At 52.8% G+C, this 18,002-nt stretch carries 12 protein-coding genes; 2 read left to right on the forward strand and 10 right to left on the reverse strand.

The annotated features are described in order from the left end of the window. Window positions 1-9: 9 nt before the first annotated feature. Window positions 10-1,161 carry an SGNH/GDSL hydrolase family protein gene (locus tag N7E73_RS04540; protein WP_432737838.1) on the reverse strand — a complete coding sequence of 384 codons (1,152 nt, stop codon included), beginning with the start codon at window positions 1,159-1,161 and terminating at the stop codon, window positions 10-12. Window positions 1,162-1,262: 101 nt separating this feature from the next. Between N7E73_RS04540 and N7E73_RS04545 the strand changes: the two genes are divergently transcribed. Next, on the forward strand, window positions 1,263-1,892 hold the full coding sequence (locus N7E73_RS04545; RefSeq protein ID WP_432737839.1) for an MBL fold metallo-hydrolase: 630 nt from the start codon (window positions 1,263-1,265) through the stop codon (window positions 1,890-1,892). A 190-nt stretch (window positions 1,893-2,082) separates the two neighbouring features. On the opposite strand, the gene N7E73_RS04550 is transcribed toward N7E73_RS04545, so the two are convergent. Together N7E73_RS04550 and N7E73_RS04555 are read right to left on the reverse strand one after the other, a co-directional pair. Beyond that, entirely contained in the window at window positions 2,083-3,150 is a 1,068-nt protein-coding gene (locus N7E73_RS04550) for a phosphotransacetylase family protein (RefSeq protein WP_432737840.1), read from the reverse strand. A gap of 144 nt (window positions 3,151-3,294) precedes the next feature. Continuing rightward, window positions 3,295-5,403 carry an acetate--CoA ligase family protein gene (locus N7E73_RS04555; protein ID WP_432737841.1) on the reverse strand — a complete coding sequence of 703 codons (2,109 nt, stop codon included), beginning with the start codon at window positions 5,401-5,403 and terminating at the stop codon, window positions 3,295-3,297. A 27-nt stretch (window positions 5,404-5,430) separates the two neighbouring features. On the opposite strand from N7E73_RS04555, the gene rnc reads away from it, so the two are divergent. Next, complete coding sequence (rnc, locus tag N7E73_RS04560) at window positions 5,431-6,138, forward strand: ribonuclease III (RefSeq protein WP_432737842.1); 708 nt, start codon at window positions 5,431-5,433, stop codon at window positions 6,136-6,138. Window positions 6,139-6,235: 97 nt separating this feature from the next. Here the strand turns inward: rnc and N7E73_RS04565 are convergent, their stop codons facing one another. The 7 genes from N7E73_RS04565 to N7E73_RS04595 form a co-directional block, all read right to left on the reverse strand. Further along, window positions 6,236-7,108, reverse strand: a complete 873-nt coding sequence (locus N7E73_RS04565; RefSeq protein ID WP_432737843.1) for a flagellin — start codon at window positions 7,106-7,108, stop codon at window positions 6,236-6,238. Window positions 7,109-7,621: 513 nt separating this feature from the next. Next, a complete protein-coding gene (locus N7E73_RS04570; protein ID WP_432737844.1) occupies window positions 7,622-9,268 on the reverse strand; it encodes a flagellar hook protein FlgE in 1,647 nt (548 codons plus the stop codon). A 76-nt stretch (window positions 9,269-9,344) separates the two neighbouring features. Then, window positions 9,345-10,070 (reverse strand): flagellar hook assembly protein FlgD, encoded by a 726-nt coding sequence (locus tag N7E73_RS04575; protein WP_432737845.1) that lies wholly within the window; start codon window positions 10,068-10,070, stop codon window positions 9,345-9,347. A 40-nt stretch (window positions 10,071-10,110) separates the two neighbouring features. Continuing rightward, on the reverse strand, window positions 10,111-11,853 hold the full coding sequence (locus N7E73_RS04580) for a flagellar hook-length control protein FliK (RefSeq protein WP_432737846.1): 1,743 nt from the start codon (window positions 11,851-11,853) through the stop codon (window positions 10,111-10,113). Between the two features lie 249 nt (window positions 11,854-12,102). Then, on the reverse strand, window positions 12,103-13,509 hold the full coding sequence (locus N7E73_RS04585; protein ID WP_432737847.1) for a glycosyltransferase family 9 protein: 1,407 nt from the start codon (window positions 13,507-13,509) through the stop codon (window positions 12,103-12,105). Window positions 13,510-13,596: 87 nt separating this feature from the next. Beyond that, window positions 13,597-16,791, reverse strand: a complete 3,195-nt coding sequence (locus N7E73_RS04590; protein ID WP_432737848.1) for an efflux RND transporter permease subunit — start codon at window positions 16,789-16,791, stop codon at window positions 13,597-13,599. Further along, window positions 16,784-18,001: an efflux RND transporter periplasmic adaptor subunit gene (locus tag N7E73_RS04595; RefSeq protein WP_432737849.1), complete on the reverse strand. Its 1,218-nt coding sequence runs from the start codon at window positions 17,999-18,001 to the stop codon at window positions 16,784-16,786. The genes N7E73_RS04590 and N7E73_RS04595 overlap by 8 nt, the downstream gene beginning before the upstream one ends. Window position 18,002: the final 1 nt, after the last annotated feature.

The following is an 18,002-nucleotide window of genomic DNA, read 5'->3' on the forward strand; positions in this document are numbered from 1 at the left end:
GTTGAACAGCTATAGCCCTATAGCATAGCTTTCAATCTCATCCAGCCGGCTAAGGTAATCCTGTACATACAACGGTCCGTTGGCTCTGAAGTCGGACACCTTTGTCCGGTGAACAGTACACCACTCTGTCAGAGACGGATTCCGCCAGATGCGCCCGTATGTTTTGATCATATGCAATGTGTTGTGGCAGACCGGAGTGAATTCTGCTGTACGAACCAGCAAATCGGTATAATCCGTTCCAAGGTCGAGAAAAAAACTGCCCACGGCACGGGCGCAAAGATAGTTCGCACCTGAGGCAAGCATCTCCAGCAGCCGTTCCCGCTCCAATTGTTCCGGTCTCCACGGAAGCATCCATTCGTCAGGCACCTGTTCGGATTCGGAATATGAAAATGCCCCATCTTCCATGAACTGCCGCACCTTACCTGCCAGTACCGGCCACATTGAGCCGATATGCTCCACATCCCTGCTGGCATGAAGCCCGGTTATGACATTGTCTTCCTCGGTCAAAGTGAACTTCAGGAACGGACAGTGGGATTCGATCCGTTTGTCCGAAGCGGACCATATTCCACCGAAAACACGGTTCATATCAAGTATGGCAAGCTGTGGGATATCAAGCTCCCAGCTTCTGAAGACGGGGCCGGAAGTGCGCCATAGATCCCCCCAGCCCTCAAGGTAGGAATAGGGATCAGGACCGAAAGCCGGGAAATGGGACAGCCGTGATACGACCAGTATGGGTACTCCCGGAAAATTACGCCGCACATTGCGGAGCATCTCCCCGTATCTTTTGAGGTACGTAGCCGGATTGGCCCCGATCATGCCAAAGCCGTCCTTCATCCATTTTTCAAAATCTGGATGTTCCTGCCAGACCAACGGATCAACAAAGAATATGTATTTGTGCTCGTTATTGATAAACAGAGGACTGTTTTCGTGAAACAGATTCATGATAATCAATTCCGGTGCCGGGTCTTCCGGGCCTATCATCCGAAACTGATGGGTCAGCAACCGGCTGTGGTAATAATCTGCCAGACCGAAACGGCGGTCCATTTCATCCAGATCAGGGGGAATTATGCCGGGAGAACTGTTGTAGGTGAACGGAGAGGCAAGTACACGGTATGTACATTCATAAGCGAGCATTTCCACGGCCCGACTGAGGAAATCCATTTGACAGTTTCCAAGAAAGTAAAGCATCCTGTATCCTTCATGATTGTGTTAGATATTCCGGATTTCACTCTATTGCCGACTTTCAGTCAAGGCCCATCACCATGAGCAGCATTTCTGTTGAGACTTTTGTACTAGGCCCCCTTGAAACAAACTGCTACCTGCTATGCTCCGGAAAAGATGCCGTCGTGATCGACTGCGGCCTTGAGCCCATGCCCCTGCTGCGGGCTATCCATGAACGCAATCTGGATGTTCACGGCATCTATCTCACCCACATGCACTTTGATCATATCGGCGGAGTGGCTGATCTGCAAAAGATCACACAGGCTCCGGTTTATGCCAACCTCAAAGACCAGTTCCTGAACGACGTCAGCATAAATTACGGAGGATCAGAGGAATTGCGGCATATGATCGACTTCAATGCCACAGAGCTTCACCCCGGCCGGACCATGATACTGGACACTCCTGTGATGGTGCTTGAAACCCCCGGACACACACCGGGGAGCCTGTCATACTTCTTCCCGTCCATCGGCAGTGTTTTTGTTGGAGACCTGATTTTCATGATTTCAGCCGGCAGAACAGATTTCCCCGGAGGGGACCACAACCAACTGATCAGTTCCGTTGAAAACAGGATATTCATTCTGCCCGATGAGACAAAAATATTTTCAGGCCACGGGCCAATGACCACGGTAAAACACGAAAAGCGTAACAACCCCATATTCAATAAATTCTGACAGGAATCTTCCGCACCTTTAAAAACACCCTTTTAACAACCTGTACACAGACCCAAAAAAAGCCCCCGCGTCCTTAAAGACATCGGGGGTTTATATTTAACGTGCTGCCATATGCGACGGCGAAACCATATTGAAAGTATTCCTTTGGCCAATTGAGGTCCGCAGGATGCATCAGCTGAGAAAACTATGCCTAATACTTCAACCCCAGCACTTTTTTCAGGTATGCGAAGTCGATATGTTTTTCCACCAGCTTGACACCGTGCTCAATCTTGGCCGACTCGCGCAGCTTGTGCCTTGAAAGAATATCTTCCATTTTCTTGGCCACGGAGAAGGTGTCGTCCCGGACCATTATGATGGGGGTCTCAAGCACTTCCGAACGGGTCAGGATAATGTCGTTGGGATAGAGGTTTCCGGTCAGCACAAGACATGGACACTCCCCTTCAAGGGCCACCAGTTGGACATCGGAACGGTCTCCGCCGACGATAACCGCAGAATTGCGATGCCTGCGGAAGTGGGTCATGAAGTTTTCAACCTGCATGGTACCGATAAGAAAGCTTTCCACCGGCAGATCAGTGCGGCTGTGAGCAGAAATAATCTTACCACCGAGTCGGTCGGCAAGATCTCCGACCTTGATAGTACCCATGAGCGGGTCCTTGGGGATTACACCGAGTACACGGACCCCTTTGCGTTCGAGAAACGGTTTGATCAGGTTGGTGATCTCGTCCATGAACGTCGGCGGAATGTCGTTAAGAACTACGCCCACGAGATTATCGCCGAGGGATTCTTTGAGCACAACAAGATAGTCGTAATTGAGTTCCTTCTGGAACCGGTCGATGACAATGCACTTTATTCCGAGAGTCTTGACCAGATGGATACCGTCCACCCCGCAATACTTGCCGGAATACATGGAGCCGGAGCCTGCAACAAGGGTCAGGTCCTTGTCCGCGCTGATCTTGGCGTATCCGTCCAGAATGGGCTGAACGTGATCCTCCACCTTGCCGTTAAAGGCCTGCACCTTGAAATCATGGGTGACCACAACCGGTGTAACCACACTTGGAGGATTGGATACTCCCAGTACGTCCTGGATAAAAAAAGCATCCTCGTCACCGAGCTGACCGTCCTGCTCGGTGGGAATGGCTCCGACCGGCTTCATGTAGCCGAGGCTGACCCCCTGCTTCTGGAAATGGAGCCCCAGCCCCATGACAATCATATTCTTGCCCGAATAACCGCTGGTGGAACCAATATATAAACCGGACATGGAACAAACTCCTTCAATACCTTATACTTCAGAAAGGTACTAAAAATTATGTAAATTCAATTTATTGCAGCGGAGTCAGCAAACTTCCCCGGCAAAAAAAACGTAAACGGACAGGCCGCATCCCGTAAAAAAATACCCGCAGTCCTATCTGACAGTCATACGCATGTTTGCAACAACAGCACCGTCAGGACCGGCCAGAACAGGATTGAACTCCGCCTCCTGAATCTCAGGCAGGTCGGAGGCCATCTGGGATACCATCAGCAGAATATCTTCCAGAGCTCCCAGATTTACCGCATGACCGAAACGGACTCCACGAAGGATCGGATAGGCCTTGATCTCGCGGATCATTTCCTGAGCGTCGTTCAGGGCCAGCGGTGCCAGACGCGATGATACATCACCAAGCGTATCTTCGTGAAGACCTGCCAGCGAAAAACTTATCAAAGGTCCGAACTGGGGATCGCGGCGGAAATGGATTGCTATCTCATGGGCATCCTTGGGCCCCATGGCCTGAACAAGACATCCGGTGATATAGGCATCCTTGCAGCGGCGGGCAGCACGGGAGGTAATTTCCATAAAAGCCTTGCGCAGTTCCTGCGGCCCTTGGATTCCGGTGACCACGAGACCGAGTTCTTCCTTGCGCTCAATCTGGGGAGAGGCCACTTTAAGCGCCACCGGATAACCGATACGCTTGGCAGCCTTGGCGGCCTGACTTGAAGTACGGGCAAGCACCGTTTCAGGAACGGGAAGTTCATAGGCAGACGCAAGGTTCTGGGCATCAAGCTCAACCAGCTCGCTGAGTCCGGTGATCTTGCAGTTATCGACAATGCTTTTGGCTTTTGAATAGTCGCGACGGAAACAGACCTCGATAGGCCAGTCCTTATGCTGCCAGCGGTAGCAACGGGTCATGGCATCGAGACTGCGGACCGCGACCTCGGGAAATGCGTAACAGGGAATCCCGGCTCCGCGCAGCATGTTTCGGGCTTTCTCCACAGAATGACTGCCCATGAAACAGGTTACGATCGGTTTATCGCATTCCTTTTCAAGCGCGATAATATCCGCGGCCACTCTCTCCACTTCTCCCAGAATATTTGCCGCCGGGCAAAGGATTACCAGAATGGAATGGAAAGATTCGTCTTCGGCGACCACCTGCAATGTCTGACGGTAGGTTTCAGCTGTGGCATCCGCGAGCATATCCACCGGGTTATAAAGAGATGCGTAGGCCGGTAAAAAGGTCTTCATCCTTTCGATGGAAGGAGAAGACGGCCGGACAATACTCAGTGTCCCCTTCTCACACATGTCCGCAGCCAGAATACCAGGTCCGCCGGCATTTGTTACTATTGCCACATTCGATCCCTGCGGCAGAGGCTGGCAGGAAAACGCGTGGGCAAGGTTGAACATGTCGGCAATATCGGTAGCCTGCATTACCCCGGTCTGACGAAAAGCGGCATTGTAGGCGCTGGTAGCCCCGGTAAGGGCACCGGCATGCGCAGAAGCTGCCCGGGCACCGGCAGGAGTTTCCCCGGCCCGGAGCAGGATCAGCGGTTTCTTGAAAGTTGTGTCGTAGGCTGTACGCAGAAAATCCTGCCCGTCCTTGAGGGTCTCGCAATAACCGACAATGACCTTCGTATCCTCGTCATCAGCCAGATAGCTGAGCATGGTCCCTTCACCGAGCACGGCCTTGTTGCCGAGGCTGATGAATTTGGAAAAGCCCACGCCTTCGCAGTTGGCCCAATCAAGGGCTGTTGAACAAATTGCGCCGGACTGTGAAAAGAAGGCAATATTCCCCGGGGAAGTGAACTCCGGGTTAAGGCTTGCGTTCATATCCAGAGCGGTGTTCATAAGTCCCATGCAGTTGGGGCCCAGAATGATCATGTCGTTCTGCTTGGCTGTGCGGAAAAGTTCCTGTTCCAGTCTGTAACCGTCACGGCCTATTTCGCCGAAGCCCTCGCTGGTAACGACAACCGCACGAACCGGGATATCGGCCAGCAGTTCAACCACAGGAGTGACCTCGGCTGCCGGCAGACAGATTATCGCCAGATCAGTTGACCTTGGCAGATTTTTGACTGATGAAAACCCACTGATTCCGTGAACTTCTTCACCTTCGCCATTGACGGGAAAGATTTTCCCCTTATATCCTGAGGCAAGAAGGTTGGCGACGATCATGCTGCCGGGGTCCCGGTTTTCAGCGGACACCCCGATTACGGCAATGGATTGCGGCTCAAACAAGGCCTTTAAACAAGAGTACGAATACATTATTAATATAAATTTAAGCAGGTTTTTATGGTAGAAGAATTTTCTCGCCTCCAGCAAGGTATCCACTATCGATTTTCTCAAGTCAAGCATTTAGCAACCGCCCTGACCCACAGTTCATGGGCAAATGAGCAGCCTGAGCCTGTTGAAGACAATGAGAGAATGGAATTTCTTGGTGATGCAGTTCTTGAACTGTGCGTCACCGAGGAGCTTTTCAAAAGGTTCAAGGATGCCCATGAAGGACAGTTGACGAAAATAAGATCCAAGCTGGTAAAGGAGAAAAGCCTTGCTTCTATAGCTCAGGAAGTAGGTCTTAATGAATACCTGCGGCTCGGCAGGGGTGAAGAGGCCCAGGGAGGGCGAACAAGATCCTCACTGCTGGCGGATGCAATGGAGGCGGTGATAGGGGCTGTGTTTCTTGACGGGGGTTACCCTGAAGCCCACAACCTGATCCTCAGGCTTTTCGAGGGCAAATGGCCTCAGACCTGCACAATTGAAAGTTCAAAAGACTTCAAGAGCAAGCTTCAGGAAGTGACCCAGTCCATATACAAGGAAAGACCGGCTTACGTACTGACCGGGACACGGGGCCCGGAACATGAAAAGGTTTTCATGGTGGAACTCAGGCTGCCGGACGGAGAGATATTTACTTCGGAAGGGACCAGCCTCAAAAAGGCTGAGCAGACTGCGGCGGCCAACGCCCTGGATCATCTTGAAAATCTTGATGACACTGACCTGTAAAACCGCACTTTTTTTACCGTTAAAACTATCAAGGACCGGGAGGCGGTGATCAATCGCCTCCACAGTCCTTAATCGTCACCCGGTGTTTCATAGGCTACTAGCCGCCGATGAGCTGCATTGCCATCTTCGGCAGCGAGTTGGCCTGCGACAGCATGGCAACTGCCGACTGAGTGAGAATCTGATTACGTACGAATTCGGTCATTTCGGTTGCTACGTCGACGTCCGAGATACGGGACTCGGCAGCCTGTACGTTTTCAGCCTGAATGGAAAGGTTGGTAATGGTGTTTTCCAGCCTGTTCTGCATTCCACCGAGGTTCGCACGAATCTTGTCTTTTGAAATGATCGCCTGCTGAAGCTTGTTAAGAGCCTGCTGAGCAAGGGCCTGGGTGGAGATGGAAGTCTGCACGCCCAGAGCTGATGCTGTAGAGTTGCCGATGGAAATATAGTAGTAGTCTTCCGCGGAATCGTTACCTGTTCCGAAGTGAACCTTCAGAGGACCGGTGGAGTGCAGGCCATTACCATTGTGGGCGCTGCTGGCACCGGAGAGGTTACCGTTGAGCAGGTGGATACCGTTGAAGTCTGTGGCGTTCGCGATACGGGTAATTTCTGAAGCCATTGCCTGGAACTCGGAATCGATGATCAGACGCTGGTCAGAGTTGTAAGTACCGGTGGAAGCCTGGGTTGCAAGCTCTTTCATGCGAATGAGCTTTTCGTCGATGACCTGAAGTGCGCCGTCTGCAGTCTGGATCATGGAAATCGCATCGTTTGCGTTTCTCATACCCTGGTTAAGGGACTTGATGTCAGCGCGCATAAGTTCACGAATTGCCAGCCCGGCAGCATCGTCAGCTGCGGTTCCGACTCTCAGACCGGACGAGAGGCGGCGGGTAGAAACGCCGAGGTTGCCATAAGAATCCTGCAGGTTTCTAGAGGCGTGCATTGCCATAAGGTTGTGGTTGATGACTAAGGACATATCTGAACCTCCTTGTAGTTCACAAAAATCCGTTTTTGTTAACCAACCTTAAGCATTGCACGTGCCAAAATATTTTTCATAAATGAATACAGCACCTTGTGTATATAAATAAAGTCTAGACTTCTTTAGACAAGCCTCATCAGTCAATTTTTTCCCCCCTTAGCAGCCATCAATCCGTCAAAAACACCTTCACCGGGAAGTACGTTCCCAGTGCGCAAAAATACCTTATTTTCAGCATCTTAATCAAAAGATAGGTTTTCAGAGGATCTCTGCCGCCTGTATCAGGGGACAACCGGCACTCGATTGGATGCGGCGATTTCCTGACAAACATAAAGTTCGCCAATATTTATTAATGTCCACAAACAGCAAAAGGATAACCCCGCTTCCGAAACGGCATATTCGGAAGCGGGGTTATCTGGTACCTGTGCTGGCGGGGGAGTCAGACCCGCCAGCGGAGGTTGTAGAAGGAGTTTCCTATATTTTCAGCATCAGTAAGGATACATCATTCACTTATTAGCGCTTGAGCTGGATAAGTTCGCCCATCATGGAGTCAGTTGTGGTTATGACCTTGGAGTTGGCCTGGAATCCACGCTGGGTGGTAATCATGTTCACGAACTCGACAGCCAGATCCACGTTGGACTGTTCAAGAGAGTTGGAGGCTATTGAGCCCCTGCCACCGGTATTCGGTCTTCCGGTAAGGGCATCTCCAGATTCCCTGGTTTCACTGAAGAGGTTGCCGCCTTCCCGACGCAGTCCCCAGTTGTTGTTGAAGTCGGCGATGGTCAGGACGTAGAGCTCCTGAATCTGACCGTTGGAGTAACGGCCGGTCAAAACTCCATCCCTGCTTACGGATACGCTCTGCAGGAAGCCTGCGGTGTAACCGTCCTGAGACTGGAACAGAGTGGTGGAACCGGAACTGTAGCTGGTAGTTGCCAGCGCACTCTTGGTTGAAGAGGCAAAGTTCGGAATTCTGGTAACATCGGTGATATCCGTTCCAAGCATGCTTGCGTTGGAAATTGTGGACGATCCGGTATCCCAACCCTTCGTGACACCACTGCCGGACAGGTCGCCGTTGGTGAGACCGAAGTTCATTTCTATGGTAGTCGGGTCCGAAGAGTCGGTAAAACTTGCGTTCGATGTTGACAGGAAGTTTGCGGTCAGAACCGGTAAACCGTCCTGCGAGAAGTTTGCCAGGGTCCAGTTGGACAGGGTCTTGAGTCCGGAAGAACCGACACCGCTCTTGAGGGTGAATGCGGATACACCGGTCAGATCGCCTGCTGCGTTGAAGGTCAGGGTTCCGGTCATGAGCAGCCCTGCGGCGGAAGTATTCAGGAAGGTACTGGTACCGCTGACGATACGTCCGTCTTCAGAAGGCTGGCAGGTCACGATGAATTCCCAGACCTTCTTGCCGCCAGCGTTACTCAGGGTAACCTGGTCGAAATATGTGGTCACGTTGTGCGAAGAACCGTTGGCATCATAAACCTTGATGGTCGACTGATAACCGTAGAGAGAATCCCCGAGGGGGGGGGTGGCTGTTCCATCCCACGCTTCAAAGAGGGAGAAGTAGGGATTGCTGGAGCTGGTGGAACGGCTTGCCTCAGCTGAATCAAGGTTGGTGATCATGTTGATGCGGCTGGTGGCCTGAGGTGCAGATTGGAAGTTCTCCAGCCTGATGTCGGTCGGAACACCGATGGTGCGCACTGTGTCAGTGGTGGCAACAGTGGTTCCGGTCGCAACCTGGTTGGCACTGTCACTCTGTACCTGCCAGCCCTGCAGAACATAACCGTGGGGATCGGTCAGGTAGCCGTCTTTGTCGAAACGGAAGTTACCGGCCCTGGTATAATAGGTGGTTTCTTCGCTCTTTGGGGAGACGATGAAAAATCCTTCACCACCGATGGCGAGGTCAGTTGCTTCGGAGGTAGTCTCGAAGGACCCCTGTGCGAAGTCGGCATAAATTGCCCCGACCTGTACGCCGCGGCCGACCTGTGCGGTACCGGTAGCGGTAGTGACATCCTGGCTGATGGCGTCTTCAAAGTGCATCTTGGCACTCTTGAAACCTACGGTGTTGACGTTGGCAATGTTGTTACCAAGTACCGACATCTTGTCACCGTGTGCCTGAAGGCCTGTGATTCCTGAGAATAATGATGCTGAAATACCCATGAGATCCTCCTTAAAGTCCTGTTGACTCGCGAATGCTGCCTGTTACCGTTCCAGCAGGCTCTTGCCGTAGAGCCCTTTAGCTTGCCGTGCTTTCCTGGTCTCCGGTTGTTGAGGAAACATCCGTCGGACTTACCACTTCTCTGATGTTGAGGAAGTTGATGTAGCGACCGTCCTTGAGATGCAGGTACTGCTGACCGTTCTCTGCAACGACTCCTGTTACTTCACCACTGACCTCTGTCTTGATCATTACCGGCTTGCCGTCTGCGTCTTCCGCCGCCATGGCGATGGTGTATACACCGTCAGGCGCTTCCTTGCCGGACCAGTCCTTTCCGTCCCACTCGTACTCATAAGTCCCTTCAGCCTTTGAGCCGAGCTGTTCGGTACGGATAAGGTTGTTGTTATTGTCGTAAATGTTGATGAATGCGTTTGCCACCGACTCGCCCAGCCCGTAGAAGACCTTGCTGACCTTGTCGCCCGTACGGCTGACGTTGTAACCTTCAGCCCTGACTTCCTTGCCGATGAAACCGACCGCTGAAACCATCTGGTCCTGAGCGTTGTTGTCGATCATGGTCTTCATGGAACCGTTAAGCTGAGTAAGCTGTTCCAGACTTGAGAACTGGGCCATCTGGGCCATGTACTCTTTGTCTTCCATAGGGTTTGCAGGGTCCTGATTCTGCATCTGGGTCAACAATAACTTCAGGAAATCATCCTGCCCAAGTGAACTCTTGTGAGTTGGCTGGTTGCTGGCAGCCATATCGGCCTCCGCCCTGCCAAGTATGTTGCTGAACCCTACGTATCCCATGACCTACCTCTTTAGTTACATTCAGTACCGTAAACTTTTGTTAAGCTACTATGTACAGCCCGTTACCGGAAATTGCTGCCGTACGATCTACAGTTTGCATTTCCTGGGCCAAAGAGGTTCCTTCATGCCTCATCATCTGCCAACGGCGGCGCATTTCAGACATCATTTCCTTATATTGCGCACTGTTATGATCCTGAGCATTCTGCCAGGAATTCTGTGTTCCCTGATCTGCTATGCCTGTCTGGACCTCAAGTTTTTCCACCTTGAGCCCCTGTTCCTCCAGTGCCTGCTTAACAACCTCAAGCTGCTCGGCAATAACTTTTGCTGTCTCGGGGTTCTCGGCCTTAATAACAGCCTGAACGTCCTTGTTCTTTACCTGCAGGAGTACGTTAACCGTGCCAAGATCATGGGGATTGAGCTGCAAGGTCAGCTGACTGCGTCCCTGTCCCATATTCTTGAATGCTCCCTGCTGAACCTGCTCCAGAATGTTGGACCGGGCAGTATTTTCCCACATGGAACTGGCCTTGCCTGCCTGTGCTGATTTTGCAGCATTCTGCAGGGTTCCGACCGCATTGCCGAAAATATTTCCGTTCAGCTTGCCATCAAGCCCGGAAGCGGACTCGTCGGAGAGCTTACCAAAGAAATTGCTCCAGCTGTCCACCTGCTTGGAATCGGAGAGCATCTGTTCAAGCCAGTGCTTCTGGCCGGTCTTGGAGTCGGAGTCGGTCATACCGTTTCCGGTGTTGCCTTCTGAGCCGTTTCCCTTGTGATCCTTCTGGTGCTGGCCGTTCTGAGCGGAATTATCTGCCGCATTACGGACGTCCTGCTTCACGCTCTCTCCAACCTCCTTGGCCGCTCCCATGGAATCGCTGATAACGTCAGCCGAAGCCATGCGAAAAGCACTTGGAGACTGGTCGGAAGCCTTTTCCATGGTGTTGTTCAGAGACTTGGCAACCGTCTTGACCAGCTTGAGATCCTTGGCATCCTGCTCGTTCTGCTGCTTGACAAGAGCGTCCTTGAGCACCGCAAACCCCTTCTTCAGATCAGCGGCAGTAGCTCCTTCAGCGGTAAAAAGCTGCGCGATCTTCCGGCCGTCTTCACCGGAAAGCTTGAAAAGACCGCTGAGGGTCTTTGTCTCTTCCTCGGAAAACTGCACCTGCTTGGAATCGGACATGGCTGCAAGCTTTGCCTGCATCTTTTCAACAACATCACCAAGATTGCCCTTCCGGATGGAAGCAAGCATGGAGTTCGATTCATCGGGAGTGAAACCGAGCTTTGCAAAGATGGAGTTCAGGTTCTGCTCCTGAACAGGAGTCAGTTCAATTCCCTTAAGCCCCTTCATCATTGCGGAAATCTGGTTGACGAGCTGCCCGTAGGTAAGCCCGTTCTCACTCATGACCTTCTGTTCAAGATCATTGATATCCTTTGAATCCATGCCGTACTCTTCAAGCTCCTTCCTGATATCCTTCCAGTCCTCACGGCTGACCTGCATATCCTGCGGCTTTTGCTCCACAGACTGCATGGCAACGTTGCGTGCAGCTTCGTCGATATAGTCAGAAGCTTTCTGTGCCTCGGAACGGGAGGACTCCCTCTGCTCATTCACGGACTGCAGGCTGTTGGCCGTATCCTGAAGTGGCTGATAGAAGGATTCCGCCTCGGACTGGCTGGAATAAAGGAAAGTATCGAACATTGCCGAGCGATAAGAGCTTTCGACTTGAGCCGACCTGTCCAGCAGTGCCGCCAGGTCCTGATTTTTTTGTTCGAGATGTGGAAGTATTTTCATTTTCGTAACTCCTCGTTCAACTTGTATTCACGAGGTGTGCCAAAAATGATTTATTGATATTTAAGCATGTTAAGACAAGAGAACTGACAGAGAAAGAGGCAGAATCTGCCGCAGCGGGAAAATAGTTCTGAATGGAGTGCTTTTACTTAATGCGGACGTTGCCTGGGTTAAAAGGACGCTGGTTAACGGAATTCCTGCTGGAAAAAAGAATTCTCCAGGGAGGAGGAATAAGCCAACGAATCTTCCGGCCTAGGAACCTACAACCGCGGCAAGCTGTTCAAAAAGAGACAGGACCCTGACCCAGGCCTGCCTGCTGTAATTATTGTTCTGGAGATAAAGATGTACGTAACCGGAGAACTGCCGCAGAATCAAAGGACATGAACTCCAGAAAGAATCGGCAAGAGGGTTGCCTCTGGCAAGCCCCCTGCTGAACTCCCTGCCCAGCCGGGGCAGATGGGATCGCATTTTTTCGGCAAGAGCGGCATTGTCGACGGCCAATTCCGACCATGAAACGCTCGCAGGAGCAAAGTCCCAGAGCCCGAATGCAGCACCGAAAAACTGTTGCCAGAACACTCCGAGCCGGTCACCGGATGCGGAACAAAGCCCGCTCAGCGGCTGCAGGAAATAAAGTCCTCGATCATCTCTGGATGACAAAGACAGCCGCAACCCCGGCATGGATATTTTGGACAGTCCGGCCCTATCATCGAGGATCATTCGTTTTGCAGTAACCGCTATACGCGAAGGGGTGAAGGGGTCGTGACAGAACAGACGTTCTCTCTTGCAGCTCCAGCAGCCCAGCGCACAGCTCATGGTTGACCGGAGCACATAATGGCCGGACTGATACGGACCGGTCTCCCACGGATTGACGTTACCCATGGACAGGTTGAGCACTTTGAGTCCGGACCATGCGGCAAGATGCATGGGGCCGGTATCGGGTGTAATGAAGAGCTGAAGCGACTGCCCGACCGCAATGAGTTCTCCGAGGTTCAGCCTGCCGGACATATCCAGCACCGGACCTCCGAAAAGACGGGCAACCTCCTGCCCCATCCCCTGCTCCATGGGACCGCCGAACAGAACCGGGCGCATCCCCCGGCCGAGCAGTTCCGAGCAGAGACGAGCCCAGAAATCAACCGAAGGCCGTTTGGACTCCTCACTTGCTCCCAGAAAAAGACCGATGCGGTTGTCTCCGCCTTGCAGAGTGCGCGGTTGCGGCCAGCGTGTCCGGCCCATGCGGTTCAGCGGGATACAGTCAAGGGCATTCAGGTCTGCCCAGTGAAAGCGGTTATGCCGGTTGTTCTCCACGACGCTGGCCCGGTAAAGGTGCCAGTCCCCCAGAATATAGGTTCCCTCAGGACCGGAAATCGGGCCAAGCTTGGCTTCAGACTGTAATTCACCGGCCAGCTCAGCCGCCTGGGCGCGTATGCTCAGGTTGACTATAAGCTCATAACTGTGCTGACGCAGCACCCCCAGTCCCTGCCACGGAAAATATGTAACCCGCGGACTGACCTGCATGAGCGGACGAAAAAACTTTTCCTCTGCCACAACCCAGATGGGATGGTCAGGATAAGTTCGCTCAAGCCAGAGAAAAAGCGGGAAGGAGAGGATAAGATCCCCCATTCGCTGCATCTGCAGTACAAGAACCGGACGTTTTGACATGAGCGAACCATACAGGAACAAAGGACGAATTTCTACGGATCAGACGTAAATAAAAAACCGCCCGGCTGGAACCGGGCGGGATTCAATTTATTCAGGTCGGTGTTCGCATTTGGTTACCGGGTAATGCTCGGTCACTCCGTCAGCCCGCAGATCATCATCTGAAATACGGAACAGTTTGCGCAACCCCAGCCTGATGTCCTCGAATATCATATAGAATGCGGGAACAAGCATCAACGTGATGCCGGTGGCGAAAACAATACCGAACCCGAGAGAAACTGCCATGGGAATCAGGAATTTGGCCTGTCTGGAGGTCTCCATGATCATGGGGGCAAGTCCGCCGAATGTGGTCAGCGTGGTCAGCATGATCGGCCTGAAACGGGCTGTTCCGGCTTCAAGAACCGCATCGTAGGCGCAATGTCCATTGCGACGCTGCTGGTTTACGTAGTCGATGAACACCAGCGAGTCGTTAACTACAACCCCGCTGAGGGCTACGATCCCAAAGAGACTCATCAGGCTCATGCTGTATCCGAGCAGAATATGCCCGATAACCGCACCAACTATACCGAACGGGATGCAGAGCATAACAATGATCGGCTGGAAGTAACTGCGGAACGGTATGGCCAGCAGTGCGTAAATGACCATCATGGCCATCAACAGCCCGGTAATCAGACTGTCGGTACTTTCCTGCATGTCGGCCTGCTTTCCTTCAAGGGAATAACCGAGTCCGGGATAGTCGGCCTTGAGCCTCGGTATGACGTTGGCAACGACATCGGCTATGATCTGGGAGGTTTCCTTACGGGGGGTAACATCTGCCGCGACAGAGACAACTCTGCGTCCGTTACGGCGGTCAATGGCGGTGTATGCCCTGCCGTCCTTGATTCTGACCACTTCACGCAGCGGGACGTCCTTACCGTCAGGGGTACGGATCATCAACTCTTCAAAGTTGTACTTTGAAACACGCTCCGATTCGGGCAGGCGGACCATGACCTTTATTTCATTGCGTCCGCGCTGCTGTCTGAGGACCTCGGCCCCGTAGTAGGAGGCTCTGATCTGCTTGGCAACATTCTGGGAAGTGAGTCCGAGACTGCGCCCGGCTGGCAGCAGTTCAAAGTCGAGCTGCCGCTTGCCCGGAGAGTATCCGGAATCAATATCCTTGACCTTGGGGTAGGTGCTTAACGCCTCTGCGAGATCTGACGAAGCCCTTTTAAGCACTTCGATATCGCTGTGGCTGAGTTCTATCTCAAGGGAGCCTCCTGACCCCGGACCGCCACGGTCTGATTCAAACAGGACGGACTCGGAACCGGGGATCGGGCCGAGGTTTCTGCGCCACTGCCTGACAAATTCGTCCGTGGAAATGGGCCTTGTGTCCGCATCGGTAAGGAAGACCTGCACTTTCAGCACGTGACTTCCACTGGTCCCGCGCCTGCCGGAACCGCCTATCTTCGAATAAACACCTTCAACCAGCTTATCCCCGCCGTTTTCAGCCGCAACCTTTTCCGCTGCAGCAATAACCCTGTCCTGCACTTTCAGGGTGACTTCCTTTGCAGTGCCATATGGAAGATCCACGGTCAGGTAGGCATAATCGGACTCGATCTTGGGGAACATGGTGAATCCGAGGCGTCCGCTTTTAATGTAGGCGAAAGAGACTATCAGACATGCCATACCGAGAGCCACGGTCAGGTATCGCCAGGTCACGGCCCGGTCCAGAAACGGTCTGTACACGTTCTGTATAAACCGAAGCAGTCCGTCGGATATCTTCTGCTGATTCCTAAGGATGAAGCCCATGATCTTACCCGGCTTGCGGTTGCTGCCATGCCCTAGGTGGGCAGGCAGAACAAACAGGGACTCCACCAGTGAAATGGAAAAAACACTGATAACTACCAACGGAATGATATTAAAGATCTTGCCCATAACACCCGGCACGAAAAACATGGGCATGAAAGCAACTATGTTTGTCAGCACGCTGAAGACAACCGGCATGGCAATACTTTTAGCACCCTCACATGCGGCATCAAGCCAGTGCATACCCTGCTGCCGCATGGTATAGACGTTCTCACCGACCACAATGGCGTCGTCAACGACAATACCGAGGGTGATGATGAAGGCGAACATGGACACCATGTTGATACTTGCTCCTGCCGGAGCAAGGATGAGCATGCCTCCCATAAACGAAATGGGAATTCCCATGGCCACCCAGAATGCAAGACGGGGCTCAAGGAAAAGGGCCAGACAGATAAAGACCAATCCGAGCCCCATATAGGCGTTGTTAAGAAGCAGATCCATACGCTGGCGGAATACGTCGGAGAAGTCGTTGCGCACAGCTACATGCACGCCCTGAGGCAGGCTCTGGTTGAATGACTCAAGTCTGGCATGCACGGCATCCGAAACGCTGATGGGGGTCTGGTTGCCTATACGGTAGACTTCAATACGAACCGCCGGCTTGCCGTTGAAGGAGGTTATATTGTCACTGTCCTGAAAGTCCTCCTTGACCTCCGCGACATCTTCAAGCAGCACCTGGGTCCCGTCATCCTCGGTTACGATCGGCACCCGGGCAAACTCGCGGGCATAGTCACGCCGTTCCTTGAAACGGACCAGAATCTCTCCCCCCTCGGTCTTGATACCGCCGCCCGGAAGTTCCACTGAAGTCTTGTCAACAATGTCTGCAACATCGGCAAGGGTGAGTCCGTAAGCCCGAAGCTTATCCTGAGGAATCTCAATGGACACCTGGAGGCCGCTGACCTCGGTGAGTTCCACCTGAGTAATTTCAGGATCGCCTATCAGGTCCTCGCGCAACTGCTCTGCAACCTTGCGCAGGGCAAGGGAGGATGCATCTCCGTAGACCATGAGCGATAGCACTCCCCTCTTGCGCGAGGAAATGCTTATGACCGGGTCTTCCGCTTCTTCAGGGAAGGAGGTGATGCGGTCCACTTCACTTTTTATGTCCTGGCTGAGCTTCTGCAGGTCATAGCCTTCAACGGCTTCTACGGTGACAGATCCTGATCCCTCGGAGGCTGAACTTGAGACTTCCTTGACTCCGTCAAGTCCGATGACCGCCTCTTCCACTGCAAGCACGATTCCCTGCTCAACCTCTTCAGGACTGGCCCCGGAATAGGTTACGCTGATTGTGACCGTGTCAGTGGTGAACTCAGGAAAAACTTCCTGCTTGATGTTGAAGCCCATCACCAGCCCGCCGACCAGCAGAATGAGCATCAGCAGGTTTGAGGCGACCGGGTTTCCGGCCATCCAGGCAATAGCGCCTTTATGTCTTTTATTTTCAGCCATTGTTATTCACCTTTTCAGCAGTGGTGACGTTTTCGCGCAGGTTCATTCCCTGAAGAGGAGCAGAAATATCTGTGACGACCAGTTTTTCTCCGCTGGATACCCCTGCATTCAGATAAACATTGTCTTGATCACGCCAGATGGGTTCCACATGCCGGATGTCCAACACTCCCCCTTCCTTCATTATCCAGAGAGTGTCATTGTCACGGAATGCAGTCCGGGGAATGGCTATTACCTGCTCCAGCTTGCCGGAATCGATATATACGTTGGCGTAACTGCCAAGCAGCAGCGGAGGACCTTCGCCGCCCTTAAGATTCAGGGGGTCCTTTACCGAAACGATGACCCGTGCCATGCGTCCCTTGGATTCAAGTGAGGGAAGCAGCTTAAGGACCTCCCCTTCCTTTTCCACGGCGCTCCTACCGGACCCCACCACAACGCGGGCTTTGGCCCCCTTGAATCCGTTGGCGGCCGAGGGGATCTCTATATGGCTGATACGGTCAACAGGAACTGATGTCATAACCCAGAATTCATCAGTACCCACTATGGTGCCGATGGCTTCGCTGAGGGAGAGGTATGCTCCGAGGTCAGCACTCTTGCTGAGCAGCATGCAGGCAAAAGGAGCTGTGACGCTTGTTCTGGCGAGGTCCACCCGAGCCTTTTTAAGCTTGGCCTGCGCAGAGGAAAGATCTGCCTCAGCCTTTTCAAGGTGCGGTTTTCTCAAAGCCAGTTCTGCTTCCTGAGCTGTTCCGCCGGACGACTTCTTGAGCAGCTTCCACTCACGCCCGGCGACCCTCTGGTGCCCGCTTTCCACCTTGAGATTGTATTCCGCCTCGGTAACGACAGCCTGCTGCTGCTTGAAAGCAAGCTCATAGTCGAGCGGATCAATACGCAGCACCTGTTGACCTTTCTCGAAATATCCTCCGGGAATGAAGGAATCGCTTATCTCGACAACCTGACCGGCCACCTGAGGCTCAAGGGTAATGGTACGGGCCGCTTCCACGGTACCCATGACCGGAGTCCAGACCTGATAGTCATTTGTTTCAAGAACATCGATATTGACCAGCGGAGCCGATACCACCGGAGCCTTCTTTTTGGCCACCGGTTTGGTCTGGATAAGGAACCTGGCCCCGGCAACTGCAAGGACAAGGATAAGCAGCGGGACAATGCCCTTAAGGCCGATCTGTTTGACGTAGTACATGAATTTCTTGGTCATA

Source organism: Maridesulfovibrio sp. FT414 (assembly GCF_050916235.1).
In the GTDB taxonomy this organism is placed as follows: Bacteria; Desulfobacterota; Desulfovibrionia; order Desulfovibrionales; family Desulfovibrionaceae; genus Maridesulfovibrio.